The following is a 12,450-nucleotide window of genomic DNA, read 5'->3' as shown; positions in this document are numbered from 1 at the left end:
ATGCGAGTCATATTGATCATGTTGATAGCGCTGGCGGCCTCTGCGGATGAGGGTGTAATCACCCTGCGCAGTACCGTCAAGGGCAATCAGGAGCAGCCAAAAGTGATGTATGTGTTGCCCTGGCAATCTGCTGAGCGAATTGAGGTGGAGTATCGCCCGGATAATGAATGGCTGGGTGAGGTTTTTGCGCCGGTGGATCGTGATGAATTTATCCGCGAATTAAATTACCGCGATGCTGGCTTTGGCGCCTCAACTGCCGAAGCTGAAAAATAGCCCACAAAAATGCCATCTGGTTGGCATTTTTAAGATTCTTAAGCACTAGATTTAAAGCAGTCGCCGCTAGGCCTGCTATGATAAAAACTTGTAGTGTAAAAGTAGTGAAACCACTGCACCACCAACCCGTTTACTGAATCCAATATTATTAGGTAAGAACTATGGAATTTCTGTCTGCCATCATCCGCTTCTTTCAGACGGGTGGCCCATTTATGTACCCCATTGCTATTGTTCTGGTCATTGGCCTGGCAATTTCTATCGAGCGCTGGCTAGTGCTGACAGTGGCAAAAACCAGTAATAAAAAGGCCTTTGAGGCGCTGTTGCCGGCGTTAAAGAAGGGTGACTTTCGCAGTATTGTTGATGAGGCAAACCGCTCTACTGTGCCGATGGCCAGAATTATCGGTGCGGGTGTGGCTCGTTTTACCAACAGTAATCGTCGTGATGATGTGGAATATGCGATGGAAGAAGGCATTCTTGAGGCCTTACCGAAATTAGAAAAGCGCACGCCTTACCTGGCAACTCTGGCAAATATTTCTACCCTGCTGGGCTTGCTAGGTACCATTATTGGCTTGATTGCAGCGTTTACTGCGGTGGCCAATGCTGAGCCGACCGAGAAGGCCGCAATGTTATCGAGCAGTATTTCGGTAGCGATGAACACTACAGCATTTGGCTTGATTGCGGCTATTCCGTTGTTGTTGCTGCACTCCTTGTTACAAACGAAAACCGCTGAAATAGTCGATAGCCTTGAAATGGCGGGAGTGAAAGTGTTGAACACGTTGGGCGCCAAGCTAGCGGCGCAAACGCGTAATCAAGACAAGCCCGCTGCTTAGAGGTTTTCCAATGAGACGTCTTCGTCGCAACCCGCCTACCGAGGCGGAGCTCGATATTACCGCTTTCATGAATTTGATGATTGTGTTGGTACCGGTGCTGCTGCTAGGTATGGTGTTTTCCCAAATCACCGTTATTGATGTCAATTTGCCGGCCCTGTCGACCGCCGCTAGCAGTAGCGAAGCTGACAAAATGCAGGTGGAGTTGGTTGTTGATAATGAGCAGATGACGGTTAATTTTCCGCAGGGTATTCGCGTTAAAACTATCGTCAAAACAGAGACTGGTGAGCATGACTTTAAACTGCTAAGTCTGGTGTTGCAGGAAGTAAAGAGGCAGTTACTGGAGAAAGGGATAGAGCGAAAAAATATTACTATTTTGTCTGCCCCTGATACCGATTATCAAACCATTATTACCGCGATGGATACGGTGCGTTCGTATAAGGCGGTAGTGGTGGCAGATGTGGTTGATGCCGCATTATTTCCTAACATTGCCTTTGGTGATGCCCCTGTTATGGCGGAGGCTAAGCAATGAAAAAGTCTCTTCGCGCCAAACGCATGGCCAGAAATCATCGTAAACACGGTCAGCATCCTAAATTAAACTTAGTGTCGTTGATGGATATTTTCACCATTCTGGTTTTTTTCTTGATGGTAAACAGTGGCGACGTTGAAGTGTTGTCAGCAGATAAATCAATCACATTGCCTGACTCTATTGCAGAAACCAAGCCTGCGATGACCATTACAATCAAAGTCAGTGATAGCAATATTATTGTGCAGGGCAATACCATTGGTAGTTTGGAATCTCCCGAAGGGGTTGCGGCTACACTGGCAGCGCTAAACAAAGAGTTGGTATATCAGGCCTCTCGTCGCAGCCAACTCAGTGAAGAAGAAAAACTGAAAGGTCGCTCGGTTATTATTATGGGTGACCAGAGTATGCCTTACGATTTACTCAAGCAATTAATGACCACCTGTTCGGCCAACGATTACCGTGATATTTCCTTGGCGGTAAATCGTGTTGCTGAACAGCCAGAAGTTGACGCGCCGCCGTCATTGGAGAGTTAGTCGTGGCAGCGTGGGTGACAGGTCCAGAATTACAATTGCCTTGGGCGGTATCCGAGAAGGATGATAAGCGCTATCGGAAGTTGCTGTGGCAGGGATTAATTGTGCTGTTGTTGTTCGGTATAGCAATACCGTTAGTGCCGGTAAAAGAAATTCCTCGCGAGCAAAAAGAAGCGGTGCCACCGCAATTGGCGCGGGTGATTATGGAAAAGAAAGAGCTGCCAAAACCAGAGCCTGTGGTCGCACCCAAGCCAAAGCCCAAAGAAAAACCCAAGCCCAAGCCGGTAGAAAAAGAAAAGCCAAAGCCTAAAGAAAAACCTAAGCCCAAGCCTGTTGATGTGGTTGAAAAGGCTAAGGCCACCGCCGCGGTTTCAGGTTTGCTAGCATTTAAAGATGATCTGACTGAGCTTAGGGAAAGTGTTGATATTAATCAGTTGGACAGCAAGCAACTGAGTCGGGGCGAATCAAAAGCGGCTGAAACCAAGCGTTCAGTGATTACCCAAAAATCGGCGCAAGCCAGTGGCGGCGTACAGGTCGCAGCGGTCAGTGAAAATACCGGTGGTCGCGCTTTATCTGGTCGGGAAACGACTAAGGTCGGTACCCCTGACGGTTTCAGTGATCAGCCGCAAGCGATTGCCAGGGCGACGGCGGATACAGTAAGTGGTCGCAGCGATCAGGCTATCCGCCGAGTGATGGATAAAAACAAGGGCGCCATATTCTCTATTTATAATCGCGCATTGCGGAAAGATCCAGCGCTGGAAGGCCGCTTTGTTTTTGAAATGGTGATTAGTCCTGCGGGGGCGGTTACCAGTATTAAACTTATTTCCAGTGAGTTAGCGGATGAGCAATTGACCAGCAAAATTCTATCTCGTATACGCTTGATCAATTTTGGAAGTGATCGGGTGACAGAAACCGTGGTGAATTATTCGTTTGATTTCCTGCCCTACTAAACGCGTCTTGACTTCGTTTGATACACCGTTACAAAAAACTCAAAAAAATACTCAGACATAAAAAAGGCCGGTATAAAAACCGGCCTTTTTTGTTTTTTAAATGACTATTACTCGTCCAGAAAACTGCGCAAATGATCAGAGCGTGAAGGGTGGCGCAATTTACGTAACGCTTTGGCTTCAATTTGACGAATTCGCTCACGGGTAACATCGAACTGCTTGCCCACTTCTTCCAAGGTATGGTCAGTGTTCATGTCGATACCAAAGCGCATTCGCAGTACTTTCGCTTCTCGTGCAGTCAGCCCGCCAAGCACGTCTTTGGTGGCTTCCTGCAAGCCTTGGCCGGTAGCGGAATCCACTGGCTGAGCGATAGTAGTATCTTCAATAAAGTCACCCAGATGTGAATCTTCGTCATCACCGATAGGGGTTTCCATGGAGATAGGTTCTTTTGCAATCTTTAGTACTTTGCGAACTTTATCTTCCGGCATGTCCATGCGCTCACCCAGTTCTTCCGGGGTGGGCTCGCGGCCCATTTCCTGCAGCATTTGACGAGAGATACGATTAAGTTTGTTGATGGTCTCAATCATGTGCACAGGAATACGAATGGTGCGTGCCTGGTCGGCAATCGAGCGTGTGATTGCCTGACGAATCCACCAGGTGGCGTAAGTTGAAAACTTATAACCCCGGCGGTATTCAAATTTATCAACCGCTTTCATAAGGCCGATGTTACCTTCCTGAATTAAGTCGAGAAATTGTAAACCGCGATTGGTGTATTTTTTGGCGATAGAAATTACCAGACGCAAGTTTGCTTCGACCATTTCTTTCTTGGCGCGACGGGCACGGGCTTCTCCGATAGACATACGACGATTAACTTCTTTTATGTCGACGACGGTCAGCTCGGTTTGAGATTCCATTTGGGCAATTTTGCGTTGCGAGCGCAAGATATCTTCTTTGCTCGTTTCCAAAATAGGTGCAATGTCTTTATTGGCTTTGATTTGTTCGTCAACCCACTCCATATTAACTTCATTGCCTTGAAAGGCTTTAACAAAGTCCCGGCGAGTCATTTTGCACTGTTTCACGCAGATGTTCATGATCAACTTTTCGCTTTCACGAATGACGTTGAGCTTGGAGCGAACACGAATGGCCAGTGGATCAAAAATCCGTGGTGTTAATTTCAGGAATTTAAATAGCTCAGCGACTTTCTGTAATTCCTTAGCCGCTTCTTTGCTGTAGCGACCGTGCTTTTCAATCGCTTTATCTAATTTGTTTTGCTGCTTGCGAATATCCGTAAAGCGCTGCTTTGCTTCTTCTGGATCCGGGCCGCTGCTGGTTTCATCCTCGTCATCATCGTCATCTTTAACGGCTGCGGCAAGTTGCTGCTGGGCTGCTGGTGGAACCACATCGGTGGGGTTGAGGTAACCCACTAAAATGTCTGCCAGGCGGCGCTCTTCAGTGGCGACTTTATCGTATTCATCGATAACGTCCTGAACTGCGCCTGGGTAGTAGGCGATGGCAGCCATGACGTCGCGGATACCTTCCTCGATACGTTTGGCAATGGCGATTTCGCCCTCGCGGGTTAATAGCTCAACGGTACCCATTTCACGCATATACATACGTACTGGGTCGGTGGTGCGGCCGACTTCATTTTCTACTGCAGCAAGGGCAGCAGCAGCTTCAGCGGCAGCAATATCATCCGGGGAGTCATCTTCGGAAAGCAGGATTTCATCAGCATCAGGAGCAGCTTCAAAAACCTGGATACCCATGTCGTTGATCATCTGAATGATGTCTTCGACCTGATCAGGATCAGAGATGTCCTGTGGCAGGTGGTCATTGACCTCAGCATAGGTAAGGTAGCCCTGCTCTTTGCCCTTGGCAATAAGGATCTTTAAACGGGACTGTTGTTTATTGGGGTTGCTCATAGATAGTGTGTCTTTCGAAGAGATTCAAAAAGTTAGCCCGACATTATAACGTCATTGCCTGTTGGAATACTAGCCTCATAACTGACGGTGTTTAAGGGGCTGGTGTAGTGTTGACAGGCGCTTGCTCGTAATGTTCCGGTCCCTGGGTTGTTTGGTGTTTAGTATTGATCAGGCCTTCGATAGATCATGCTTCTGCCTGAGTAATTGTTTAAGTTGCTGTTTTTCATCATCGCTTAGCTGAGCGTAGTCCTTGCTTAGAATGTTGTCGACCTGCTGTTTAAGGTTTTGTTTCTTTTGTGATTTTCGACTCAAATGCAGCAGTGTATCGGTTAATTCCTGTTCAATATTGGTCTCGGGGATCAATCGCTCTGCCTGCAGCAATAATTGCAGGGTTTCGCCCCAGGGTTCGCCGTACCAGTGGCCAATTAGCATGGCGGGGGTGGAATCAGGTCGTTTGTTAAGCAACTCCAGCATGGCCAATAGTAGCGGCATATTGGGGTCTTCATCCGTATTCAGCTGGTTGGGCGTCTCAATCTGGCTGGCGGCCTTTGGCTCATGCAGCAGTAGGGCGATGGCATAAAGAACCGGGTTGCGGGTGGTCTCTGCAGGCTGATACTGGCTGTCACGCTGCTTCGGTTTGGGGCGATCTTGCACTGCATAGACTGGGTGCTGATCCCCGAAGTGGGTTTCTGCGTCGGTCTCTGTGGGTATCGGCGAGAGGGCTGCAGGCGCCCCGTTTTGTTTGTTGCGCTGATGTTGTCGCAGGATTTCTCCGAGTTTATCGCGTGACAGGCCGGTGCGCTCGGCTAAAGAGTCCATCATCAGTTCTTTGAACACGCCTTGTGGCAGCTTTTCTATGAGCGGCGCCGCCATAGTACTCATGCGGGCGCGGCCGTCCAGCGAGCCTAGTTCCAGCCCTTCTGCTTGTGAGCTAAATAAATACTCTTCCAGTGGCATGGCTTTATTGACTAGCAGAATGAAGTTATTGGCACCAATATCGCGCACCAGGCTATCCGGGTCTTCTCCCTGTGGCAAAAACAGGAATTTAGCCCGGCGGCCATCTTCCATCGCTGGTAGCGCAGACTCCAGCGCCCTCACCGCTGCCTTGCGGCCGGCTTCGTCACCATCAAAGCAGAATACTACCTCCGGGCACTGGCGGAAGATGATTTTCAGGTGGTCGGTACTGGTGGCAGTACCCAGCGTCGCCGCAGCCCAATTAATACCGTGCTGGGCCAGCGCGACACATCCATATAGCCTTCGACAATGAGTAGCCGGTCTAGCTGGCGGTTAGCTTTGCGGGACTGGTAGAGGCCGTAGAGCTCTTTGCTTTTGTGGAATACCGGGGTTTCCGGCGAATTAAGGTATTTGGGTTTGTCATCGCCGAGTACTCTGCCGCCAAAGGCGATAACACGGCCGCGATTGTCGCGGATAGGAAAGATAATACGGTCGCGGAAACGATCGTAGAGTTTATTCTCCTCTTCCTTCTCGATCAGCATGCCGCCATCAATCAGCAGCTGCTTCTCTTCATCATTGCTGCCCAGGTGTGCCAGCAAATTATCCCAGCCCGGCGGTGCGTAACCGATATCGAAGTCACGGCAAATCTCGCCGCTGAGCCCGCGGTTTTTGAGGTAGTCCACGGCTTTTTGTTTTTGCGGGTGTTGTTTCAGTTGCTGGCGATAGTAGTCAGCCGCTTTTTCCAGGATGGTGTAGATGTTCTTCTTTTGCTGCGGCTGTTCCTGAAAGGCGGCTGCTTCTCTGGGGACTTCCAGTCCGGCGGCATCGGCAAGGGCTTCAACGGCACGGGGGAATTCCATGCGCTCGTAGTCCATTAGAAAGCCGATAGCATTGCCACCAGCGCCGCAGCCAAAACAGTAGTAGAACTGTTTTTCCTGATTGACGCTGAAAGAGGGGGTTTTCTCGTCGTGGAAGGGGCAGCAGGCGGTAAAGTTCTTGCCGCTTTTTTTCAATGGCACGCGACGGTCCACCACTTCGACAATGTCGAGGCGATCCAGTAAATCGTCGATAAACGTTTGTGGTATGCGGCCAGCCATGATTTTTTAGTGCTTGTCTAACAGGTGGGGCAGTTTAGCATTATTAATGGCTGTACCGTTAAGCGGCTTAGTTGTATCCGGGTTAAGCCGTTTGTGGTGCGAAGCTGGCTTGCTCTTCAGTCAAATCGCAGACAAAGCGGTTGTCTTTATCGACTAAAATCGCTTTGGGCGCAACCGGCTCGGTGGCTAGTGTAAAGGCGATGATGATCACTTCTTCGCCTGGGCCGATCAGGTGCGAGGCCGCACCATTGATACCGATATAGCCACTGTGGCGCTGGCCTTCGATGACATAGGTTTCCAGTCTGGCGCCAGAGGTGTTGCTGACTACCAATACTTTTTCATTGGGCAGTAAGCCCGCTTTATCCAGTAATTCAGCGTCAATGGTGATGCTGCCAACATAATTAAGATTGGCTTCAGTAATTGTCGCTTTATGGATTTTGGATGACATAAAACTTCGCAGTTGCATTTGCTGGTTCCTGTCGGGGCTGGTTAGAAAAGAGGGGGCTTAGCCGAGTTTGGCTTTGATCAGTTTGCTGACTTCGCCCATATCGGCGCGGCCTTGCAGTTGTGGCTTTAAAATGGCCATTACCTTACCCATGTCTTTCATGGATTCGGCACCGCTGCTGCTGACAGCATCGGCTACCAAGGTATTAAGTTCGTCATCGCTGAGCTGGGTGGGGAGGAAATCCTGGATGACTACAATTTCTGCAGATTCGATATCAGCGAGTTCCTGACGACCAGCCGCTTCGTATTGGGAAATAGAATCACGGCGCTGCTTGCACATTTTATCCAGCACAGCCAAAAGCCGCGCATCGTCAATATCGATGCGCTCATCTACTTCAATACGTTTGATTTCGGCTTGAATCAGCCGGATAGTACCGAGACGCTGCTTTTCCTTGGCCCGCATGGCCGCTTTCATGGCTTCCTGAATTTGAGCTTTAAGCGTTGTGTCTGCCATGGCTTAAGGTTCCGTGGAAGGTGGAAGTCGGCGAGCTAAAACAGCGGTAGAGTCTAGTAAAGACGCTTTTGGTTGCGGTTATCGCGAGATACTTTCTTAGCGTGACGCTTTACCGCAGCAGCAGCTTTGCGCTTACGTACTGAAGTAGGCTTCTCGTAGAATTCACGGCTGCGAACATCGGCTAAAACACCGGCTTTCTCACATGCGCGCTTGAAGCGACGCAGAGCAATATCAAAGGGCTCGTTATCTTTTAACTTAACTGAAGGCATTTAATTAACCTGTTGTTTATGTCTATGTTGTTATTAATGCCTGTTTTGAGCATCAATAAGTATCTGTTTCTCACCCTGATGTTGTATTGAAAATAGCCACCAGTGGCAAGGGGCGGGCATTGTAAACGGTTGATTGGGAAATTGCAAAGCGGAAAACAGGGGATTTTATGGGGCGTTTTCCGTATCATTCGGCGTCTTAAATATCGCCCTGCTGCTGTTGCAGTATGCGCTATTCATCCATTGTTCAAAAGGCAGTAATCCCCGAATGCGAGTGTTAGGAATAGAGACCTCCTGTGACGAGACTGGTATCGCGCTTTACGATAGCGAGCGCGGTTTGCTGGCCGATGCCTTATATAGTCAGATAGAGCTGCATACCGAATATGGTGGCGTAGTGCCGGAGCTGGCCTCCCGTGACCATATCCGCAAGACCCTGCCTTTGATAGAGCAGGTCCTGGCCGAGTCGGGTTTTAAAAAAGCAGATATTGATGGTGTGGCCTATACCGCAGGTCCTGGTTTGGTCGGCGCGCTGATGGTCGGTTCGATGATTGGGCGCTCATTGGCTTATGCCTTGTCGGTCCCAGCCATTGGTGTTCATCATATGGAAGGGCATCTGCTAGCACCTATGTTGGAAGCTAATCCGCCACAATTCCCCTTTGTCGCTTTACTGGTCTCAGGGGGCACACGCAACTGGTGCGCGTCGATGGTATTGGCCGCTACCGTTTGTTAGGGGAGTCGCTGGATGATGCCGCCGGCGAAGCGTTTGATAAAACTGCCAAGATGCTAGGGTTGCCTTACCCCGGCGGGCCTCAGGTGGCCAAGTTGGCGGAGCAGGGGGAGCCTGGACGATTTGTTTTTCCACGGCCGATGATTAAACATCAGGGCGTGGATTTTAGTTTTAGCGGTTTGAAGACGTTTACCCTGAATACAGTACAGGCGCATAAAGATGAGTCGGGTAATTTGGATGCGCAAACCCGCGCCGATATTGCCCACGCGTTTCAGCGGGCGGTAGTGGAAACCTTGGTAATTAAATGCAAACGTGCACTCAAGCAAGAAAATCTGACGCAGTTAGTGATGGCGGGTGGGGTGAGCGCCAATCTGCAATTGCGTCAAAGTCTGGAGCAGGCCTTGGCCAAAATTCGCAGCCAGGTATTTTACGCGCGCCCTGAATTTTGTACCGACAATGGCGCGATGATCGCCTATGCAGGCTGTCAGCGCTTACTGGCGGGACAGTGCGATGGCCTCGGGATTACGGCAACGCCGCGCTGGCCGATGGATCAGTTACCGGCTATATAAGCTCTTTATAGAACGTTTTTCATTATTCAAAATACACCTGCACATAGCTAATCAATTAATCTAGGCACTGCTTCATGGATACCGTTTTTATTCAGGAATTAACCATTGAAACCGTTATCGGTATTTATGATTGGGAAAGAGAGATCAAGCAGACGGTTTGTTTGGATTTGGAAATGGCCCATGATATTCGTCGAGCGGCCGAAACCGATGACATCGTTTATACCTTAAATTATAAAGCGGTCTCTGATCGTTTGATTGAATTTATTAGTAGCAGCGAATTTCTGTTAATTGAAACCATGGCCGAACAGTGCGCTGATATTATATTAAGTGAATTTAACGTGCCCTGGTTGCGCCTGCGCTTAAGCAAGCCGGGTGCGGTACGTAAAGCCAGGGCGGTGGGCGTTATTATTGAGCGTGGTGAAAAACGTTGAGATGGATAGTGGCTATTAGACGGAGAGACAATTAATGGCGCAGGTTTTTGTTGGGGTGGGTAGCAGTATCGATCGCTATCGTCACATCACTGCCTCCCTCGAAGCGCTGGAGCAACACTTTGGAGTATTGCGTTTATCACCGGTTTATGAAAGTGAGGCCGTGGGTTTTGTCGGCGAAAACTTTTTAAATCTGGTGGTAAGTTTTTACTCTCAGCTGAGTGTCGCAGAACTATCCACTTTACTGCGGCAAATTGAATACGATAATGGTCACCGCCGTGGTGGCACGAAGTTTAGTCCGCGCAGTCTGGATATAGATATTCTATGTGTTGATGATCTCGTTGGAACCATCGACGGCATTGAGCTGCCCCGTGGCGAGATAACTGAAAATGCATTTGTCTTGCGTCCGCTATTTGATATAGCCCCACAGCAGGTGCATCCATTAACCGCTAAAACCTACACCGATTTATGGCGGGCTTATGATCAGTGCAGTCAAAAATTATGGCGGGTTGATTTTGAGTGGCGTGGTAAAAATATTTCCAGCGCAAACTGATTACATATTCAAACTGCGGCCGCCATCGACGGTAATAATTTCGCCATTGATATAGGGCGCATCCACCACCAAAAATTCCACTGTGCGGGCAATGTCGGCGGCTTCGCCAATTTTCTGCATGGGGATTTTATTAATAATTGAACGCTTGCTCTGATCGCTTATGGTTTGCTCCGGCCATAAAATGGCGCCCGGAGACACGCCATTCACGCGCACGTCAGGTGCCAGTTCTTTGGCCAGTGTTTTGGTCATCATCGCCACACCTGCTTTGGCAATACTGTAAATACTATAGTCGCGCAGTGGCTTTTCACTGTGGATGTCGACCAAATTAATAACGCAACCCCGTCGTTGTTTTAATGGTTCGATCAATGCCTGGGTTAAAAAAAACGGGCCTTTGATATTGCTGTTGATCAACTCGTCCCAATCAGTCTCTTGTGCTGAGCCGAGTACGGTTGGGTAAAAACTGGAGGCATTGTTAATCAGAACGTCCACTTGTCCCCATTGCTGCATGGCTTGTTGTGCCAAGCGTAATGCGTCACTAGTAACGGTTAAGTCGGCTTGTATAGAAACGGCAGACTGCGCTCTTTTCTGATTTAGCGCAGTAGTGATTTTGTCGGCTTCGGATTTTGAATGGCGGTAGTGGACGATGATGTTAAATCCCTGTTGATGCAAGCTGCGGCAAATTTCTGCACCTATACGTTGTGCGCCGCCAGTGACTAGCGCAACTTTTTGAGCAGTAGTTTCATTCATGACTTAGTAATTCGCTGATCAGTGTTATTCGCTGTTCGCGCAAGGCACTGGCAATCGCTTTGCCTTTCAGGCCTTGATCGGCGAACTGTTTGGCGTTGATTCGGTTGCAGCATTGGTAGGCTTCATTCAGTTGGCTGGTGTTTTTGAGATTTCTATCCAGTACCGTGTTTATTAACGTACAGCACTGCAAAAAATCAGTAAATCGTTCAGGGCGGCGGAATGGATCCAGTGCCTCTAGCAAGTCTAGCAGCGGTTCAGCGGCAGTAAAATTTTGCTGGCATTGTTGCTGGTGTCTACTGAGCAGCATGGCGAGGTCGCGAAATTCATTAGGGATTTTAATACGCTGGCACAGCGTTTGGGTAACGTCGGGTGCTAACGCTGCACACAGTAGCGCAAAGCGAATAGAGCTGCTGCAGTTACGCTCGCTGGCTAATTGCAGTACTTGAAAATCATTGCTGCCAAGGTCGTTAAATTCAGGTAACAATACTGCTAGTGCATGTGCTTGCTTTAACACCGCAAAAAATTGTTGGGGGCTTTGTTCCTGTAATGAAGACTCCAGTTCTTTCCATACCCGTTCAGCGACTAGATTATGGAGTTCTCCGGAATCACTAATGGCCTGCATCAACTGCAGCGTTTCGTTAGCAACGGTAAAGCCAAGGTGTGCATAACGGGCTGCAAAACGCGCAACTCTTAATACGCGCAAGGGGTCTTCGCTAAATGCCGGTGAAACATGGCGCAGAATTTTTTGCTGGATATCTTGCTGCCCGCCATAGGGGTCGATCAAGTTGCCATCACTGTCTTCGGCGATAGCATTGATGGTAAGGTCGCGGCGTAAAAGATCCTGTTCCAGTGTTACATCAGGGCTGGCATAGCAGCTAAAGCCGGTATAGCCACGTCCATTTTTGCGCTCGGTTCTGGCTAGTGCATATTCTTCTTTGCTATCAGGGTGCAAAAAAACCGGGAAATCTTTGCCTACTTGTTGATAGCCTTGCGCTAATAGTTGCTCCGGTGTGCCGCCAACCACCACCCAGTCATGTTCGTGAAAGGGATATCCGAGCAGTTTGTCTCTGACGGCGCCGCCGACCAAATAGATTTTCATGGTGCTTCAAGCTTGTGAGTTTGGCAGTAG

Annotated in this window: 15 protein-coding genes and 1 pseudogene; 8 read left to right on the top strand and 8 right to left on the bottom strand. The window is 49.1% G+C overall.

Annotated features, from left to right (window positions below; genetic code table 11):
- The 5 genes from UNITIG_RS09885 (at nt 1) to UNITIG_RS22845 (ending at nt 3,106) form a co-directional block, all read left to right on the top strand.
- Nucleotides 1–273, top strand: a complete 273-nt coding sequence (locus UNITIG_RS09885; protein ID WP_101758230.1) for a cell division protein FtsY — start codon at nt 1–3, stop codon at nt 271–273.
- A 161-nt stretch (nt 274–434) separates the two neighbouring features.
- Nucleotides 435–1,103, top strand: coding sequence for a MotA/TolQ/ExbB proton channel family protein (locus UNITIG_RS09880; protein ID WP_200821257.1), 669 nt, complete (start codon nt 435–437; stop codon nt 1,101–1,103).
- A gap of 10 nt (nt 1,104–1,113) precedes the next feature.
- A complete protein-coding gene (locus UNITIG_RS09875; RefSeq protein ID WP_101758229.1) occupies nt 1,114–1,632 on the top strand; it encodes a biopolymer transporter ExbD in 519 nt (172 codons plus the stop codon).
- Nucleotides 1,629–2,159 carry a biopolymer transporter ExbD gene (locus tag UNITIG_RS09870; RefSeq protein ID WP_101758228.1) on the top strand — a complete coding sequence of 177 codons (531 nt, stop codon included), beginning with the start codon at nt 1,629–1,631 and terminating at the stop codon, nt 2,157–2,159. The genes UNITIG_RS09875 and UNITIG_RS09870 overlap by 4 nt, the downstream gene beginning before the upstream one ends.
- 14 nt (nt 2,160–2,173) lie before the next feature.
- Nucleotides 2,174–3,106 carry an AgmX/PglI C-terminal domain-containing protein gene (locus UNITIG_RS22845; protein ID WP_235015339.1) on the top strand — a complete coding sequence of 311 codons (933 nt, stop codon included), beginning with the start codon at nt 2,174–2,176 and terminating at the stop codon, nt 3,104–3,106.
- A gap of 107 nt (nt 3,107–3,213) precedes the next feature.
- Here UNITIG_RS22845 and rpoD read toward each other — a convergent pair whose 3' ends face one another.
- From rpoD to rpsU, 6 genes are all read right to left on the bottom strand, one after another.
- Complete coding sequence (gene rpoD / locus UNITIG_RS09855) at nt 3,214–5,022, bottom strand: RNA polymerase sigma factor RpoD (protein WP_101758225.1); 1,809 nt, start codon at nt 5,020–5,022, stop codon at nt 3,214–3,216.
- Nucleotides 5,023–5,190: 168 nt separating this feature from the next.
- Nucleotides 5,191–6,222: a toprim domain-containing protein gene (locus tag UNITIG_RS25560; protein WP_369809189.1), complete on the bottom strand. Its 1,032-nt coding sequence runs from the start codon at nt 6,220–6,222 to the stop codon at nt 5,191–5,193.
- The gene (gene dnaG, locus UNITIG_RS25555; protein WP_369809158.1) at nt 6,192–7,073 is read right to left on the bottom strand and encodes a DNA primase; all 882 of its coding nucleotides are present in this window, start codon (nt 7,071–7,073) and stop codon (nt 6,192–6,194) included. Before dnaG ends, UNITIG_RS25560 begins: the two co-directional genes overlap by 31 nt.
- An 82-nt stretch (nt 7,074–7,155) precedes the next feature.
- Entirely contained in the window at nt 7,156–7,539 is a 384-nt protein-coding gene (panD, locus tag UNITIG_RS09845; RefSeq protein ID WP_101758224.1) for an aspartate 1-decarboxylase, read from the bottom strand.
- 39 nt (nt 7,540–7,578) lie between these two features.
- Nucleotides 7,579–8,031, bottom strand: a complete 453-nt coding sequence (locus UNITIG_RS09840; RefSeq protein WP_101758223.1) for a GatB/YqeY domain-containing protein — start codon at nt 8,029–8,031, stop codon at nt 7,579–7,581.
- A 53-nt stretch (nt 8,032–8,084) separates the two neighbouring features.
- Nucleotides 8,085–8,300, bottom strand: a complete 216-nt coding sequence (gene rpsU / locus UNITIG_RS09835) for a 30S ribosomal protein S21 (RefSeq protein WP_101758222.1) — start codon at nt 8,298–8,300, stop codon at nt 8,085–8,087.
- 391 nt (nt 8,301–8,691) lie between these two features.
- Here rpsU and tsaD point away from each other — a divergent pair.
- From tsaD to folK, 3 genes and pseudogenes are all read left to right on the top strand, one after another.
- Nucleotides 8,692–9,593 (top strand): annotated as a pseudogene (tsaD, locus tag UNITIG_RS09830) (tRNA (adenosine(37)-N6)-threonylcarbamoyltransferase complex transferase subunit TsaD).
- A 74-nt stretch (nt 9,594–9,667) separates the two neighbouring features.
- Entirely contained in the window at nt 9,668–10,024 is a 357-nt protein-coding gene (folB, locus tag UNITIG_RS09825) for a dihydroneopterin aldolase (protein ID WP_101758221.1), read from the top strand.
- A 34-nt stretch (nt 10,025–10,058) separates the two neighbouring features.
- Complete coding sequence (gene folK, locus UNITIG_RS09820; RefSeq protein ID WP_101758220.1) at nt 10,059–10,574, top strand: 2-amino-4-hydroxy-6-hydroxymethyldihydropteridine diphosphokinase; 516 nt, start codon at nt 10,059–10,061, stop codon at nt 10,572–10,574.
- Here the strand turns inward: folK and UNITIG_RS09815 are convergent, their stop codons facing one another.
- Together UNITIG_RS09815 and UNITIG_RS09810 are read right to left on the bottom strand one after the other, a co-directional pair.
- Nucleotides 10,575–11,321, bottom strand: a complete 747-nt coding sequence (locus UNITIG_RS09815; protein WP_101758219.1) for a pteridine reductase — start codon at nt 11,319–11,321, stop codon at nt 10,575–10,577.
- Nucleotides 11,314–12,420: a multifunctional CCA tRNA nucleotidyl transferase/2'3'-cyclic phosphodiesterase/2'nucleotidase/phosphatase gene (locus UNITIG_RS09810; protein ID WP_101758218.1), complete on the bottom strand. Its 1,107-nt coding sequence runs from the start codon at nt 12,418–12,420 to the stop codon at nt 11,314–11,316. Before UNITIG_RS09810 ends, UNITIG_RS09815 begins: the two co-directional genes overlap by 8 nt.
- Between the last annotated feature and the right edge of the window lie 30 nt (nt 12,421–12,450).

This window comes from Oceanicoccus sp. KOV_DT_Chl (genome assembly GCF_900120175.1).
Classification (GTDB): Bacteria; Pseudomonadota; Gammaproteobacteria; order Pseudomonadales; family Dasaniaceae; genus Oceanicoccus.
This window is presented reverse-complemented; position numbering and strand designations above follow the sequence as displayed.

What these genes read in the sequence shown, in the direction of transcription:
- UNITIG_RS09810 (WP_101758218.1), bottom strand. Translation starts at nt 12,420, where the DNA reads ATGAAAATCTATTTGGTCGGCGGCGCCGTCAGAGACAAACTGCTCGGA.
- UNITIG_RS09875 (WP_101758229.1), top strand. Translation starts at nt 1,114, where the DNA reads ATGAGACGTCTTCGTCGCAACCCGCCTACCGAGGCGGAGCTCGATATT.
- rpsU (WP_101758222.1), bottom strand. Translation starts at nt 8,300, where the DNA reads ATGCCTTCAGTTAAGTTAAAAGATAACGAGCCCTTTGATATTGCTCTG.
- UNITIG_RS09840 (WP_101758223.1), bottom strand. Translation starts at nt 8,031, where the DNA reads ATGGCAGACACAACGCTTAAAGCTCAAATTCAGGAAGCCATGAAAGCG.
- UNITIG_RS09880 (WP_200821257.1), top strand. Translation starts at nt 435, where the DNA reads ATGGAATTTCTGTCTGCCATCATCCGCTTCTTTCAGACGGGTGGCCCA.
- folK (WP_101758220.1), top strand. Translation starts at nt 10,059, where the DNA reads ATGGCGCAGGTTTTTGTTGGGGTGGGTAGCAGTATCGATCGCTATCGT.
- rpoD (WP_101758225.1), bottom strand. Translation starts at nt 5,022, where the DNA reads ATGAGCAACCCCAATAAACAACAGTCCCGTTTAAAGATCCTTATTGCC.
- panD (WP_101758224.1), bottom strand. Translation starts at nt 7,539, where the DNA reads ATGCAACTGCGAAGTTTTATGTCATCCAAAATCCATAAAGCGACAATT.
- UNITIG_RS09870 (WP_101758228.1), top strand. Translation starts at nt 1,629, where the DNA reads ATGAAAAAGTCTCTTCGCGCCAAACGCATGGCCAGAAATCATCGTAAA.
- UNITIG_RS09815 (WP_101758219.1), bottom strand. Translation starts at nt 11,321, where the DNA reads ATGAATGAAACTACTGCTCAAAAAGTTGCGCTAGTCACTGGCGGCGCA.
- dnaG (WP_369809158.1), bottom strand. Translation starts at nt 7,073, where the DNA reads ATGGCTGGCCGCATACCACAAACGTTTATCGACGATTTACTGGATCGC.
- UNITIG_RS09885 (WP_101758230.1), top strand. Translation starts at nt 1, where the DNA reads ATGCGAGTCATATTGATCATGTTGATAGCGCTGGCGGCCTCTGCGGAT.
- folB (WP_101758221.1), top strand. Translation starts at nt 9,668, where the DNA reads ATGGATACCGTTTTTATTCAGGAATTAACCATTGAAACCGTTATCGGT.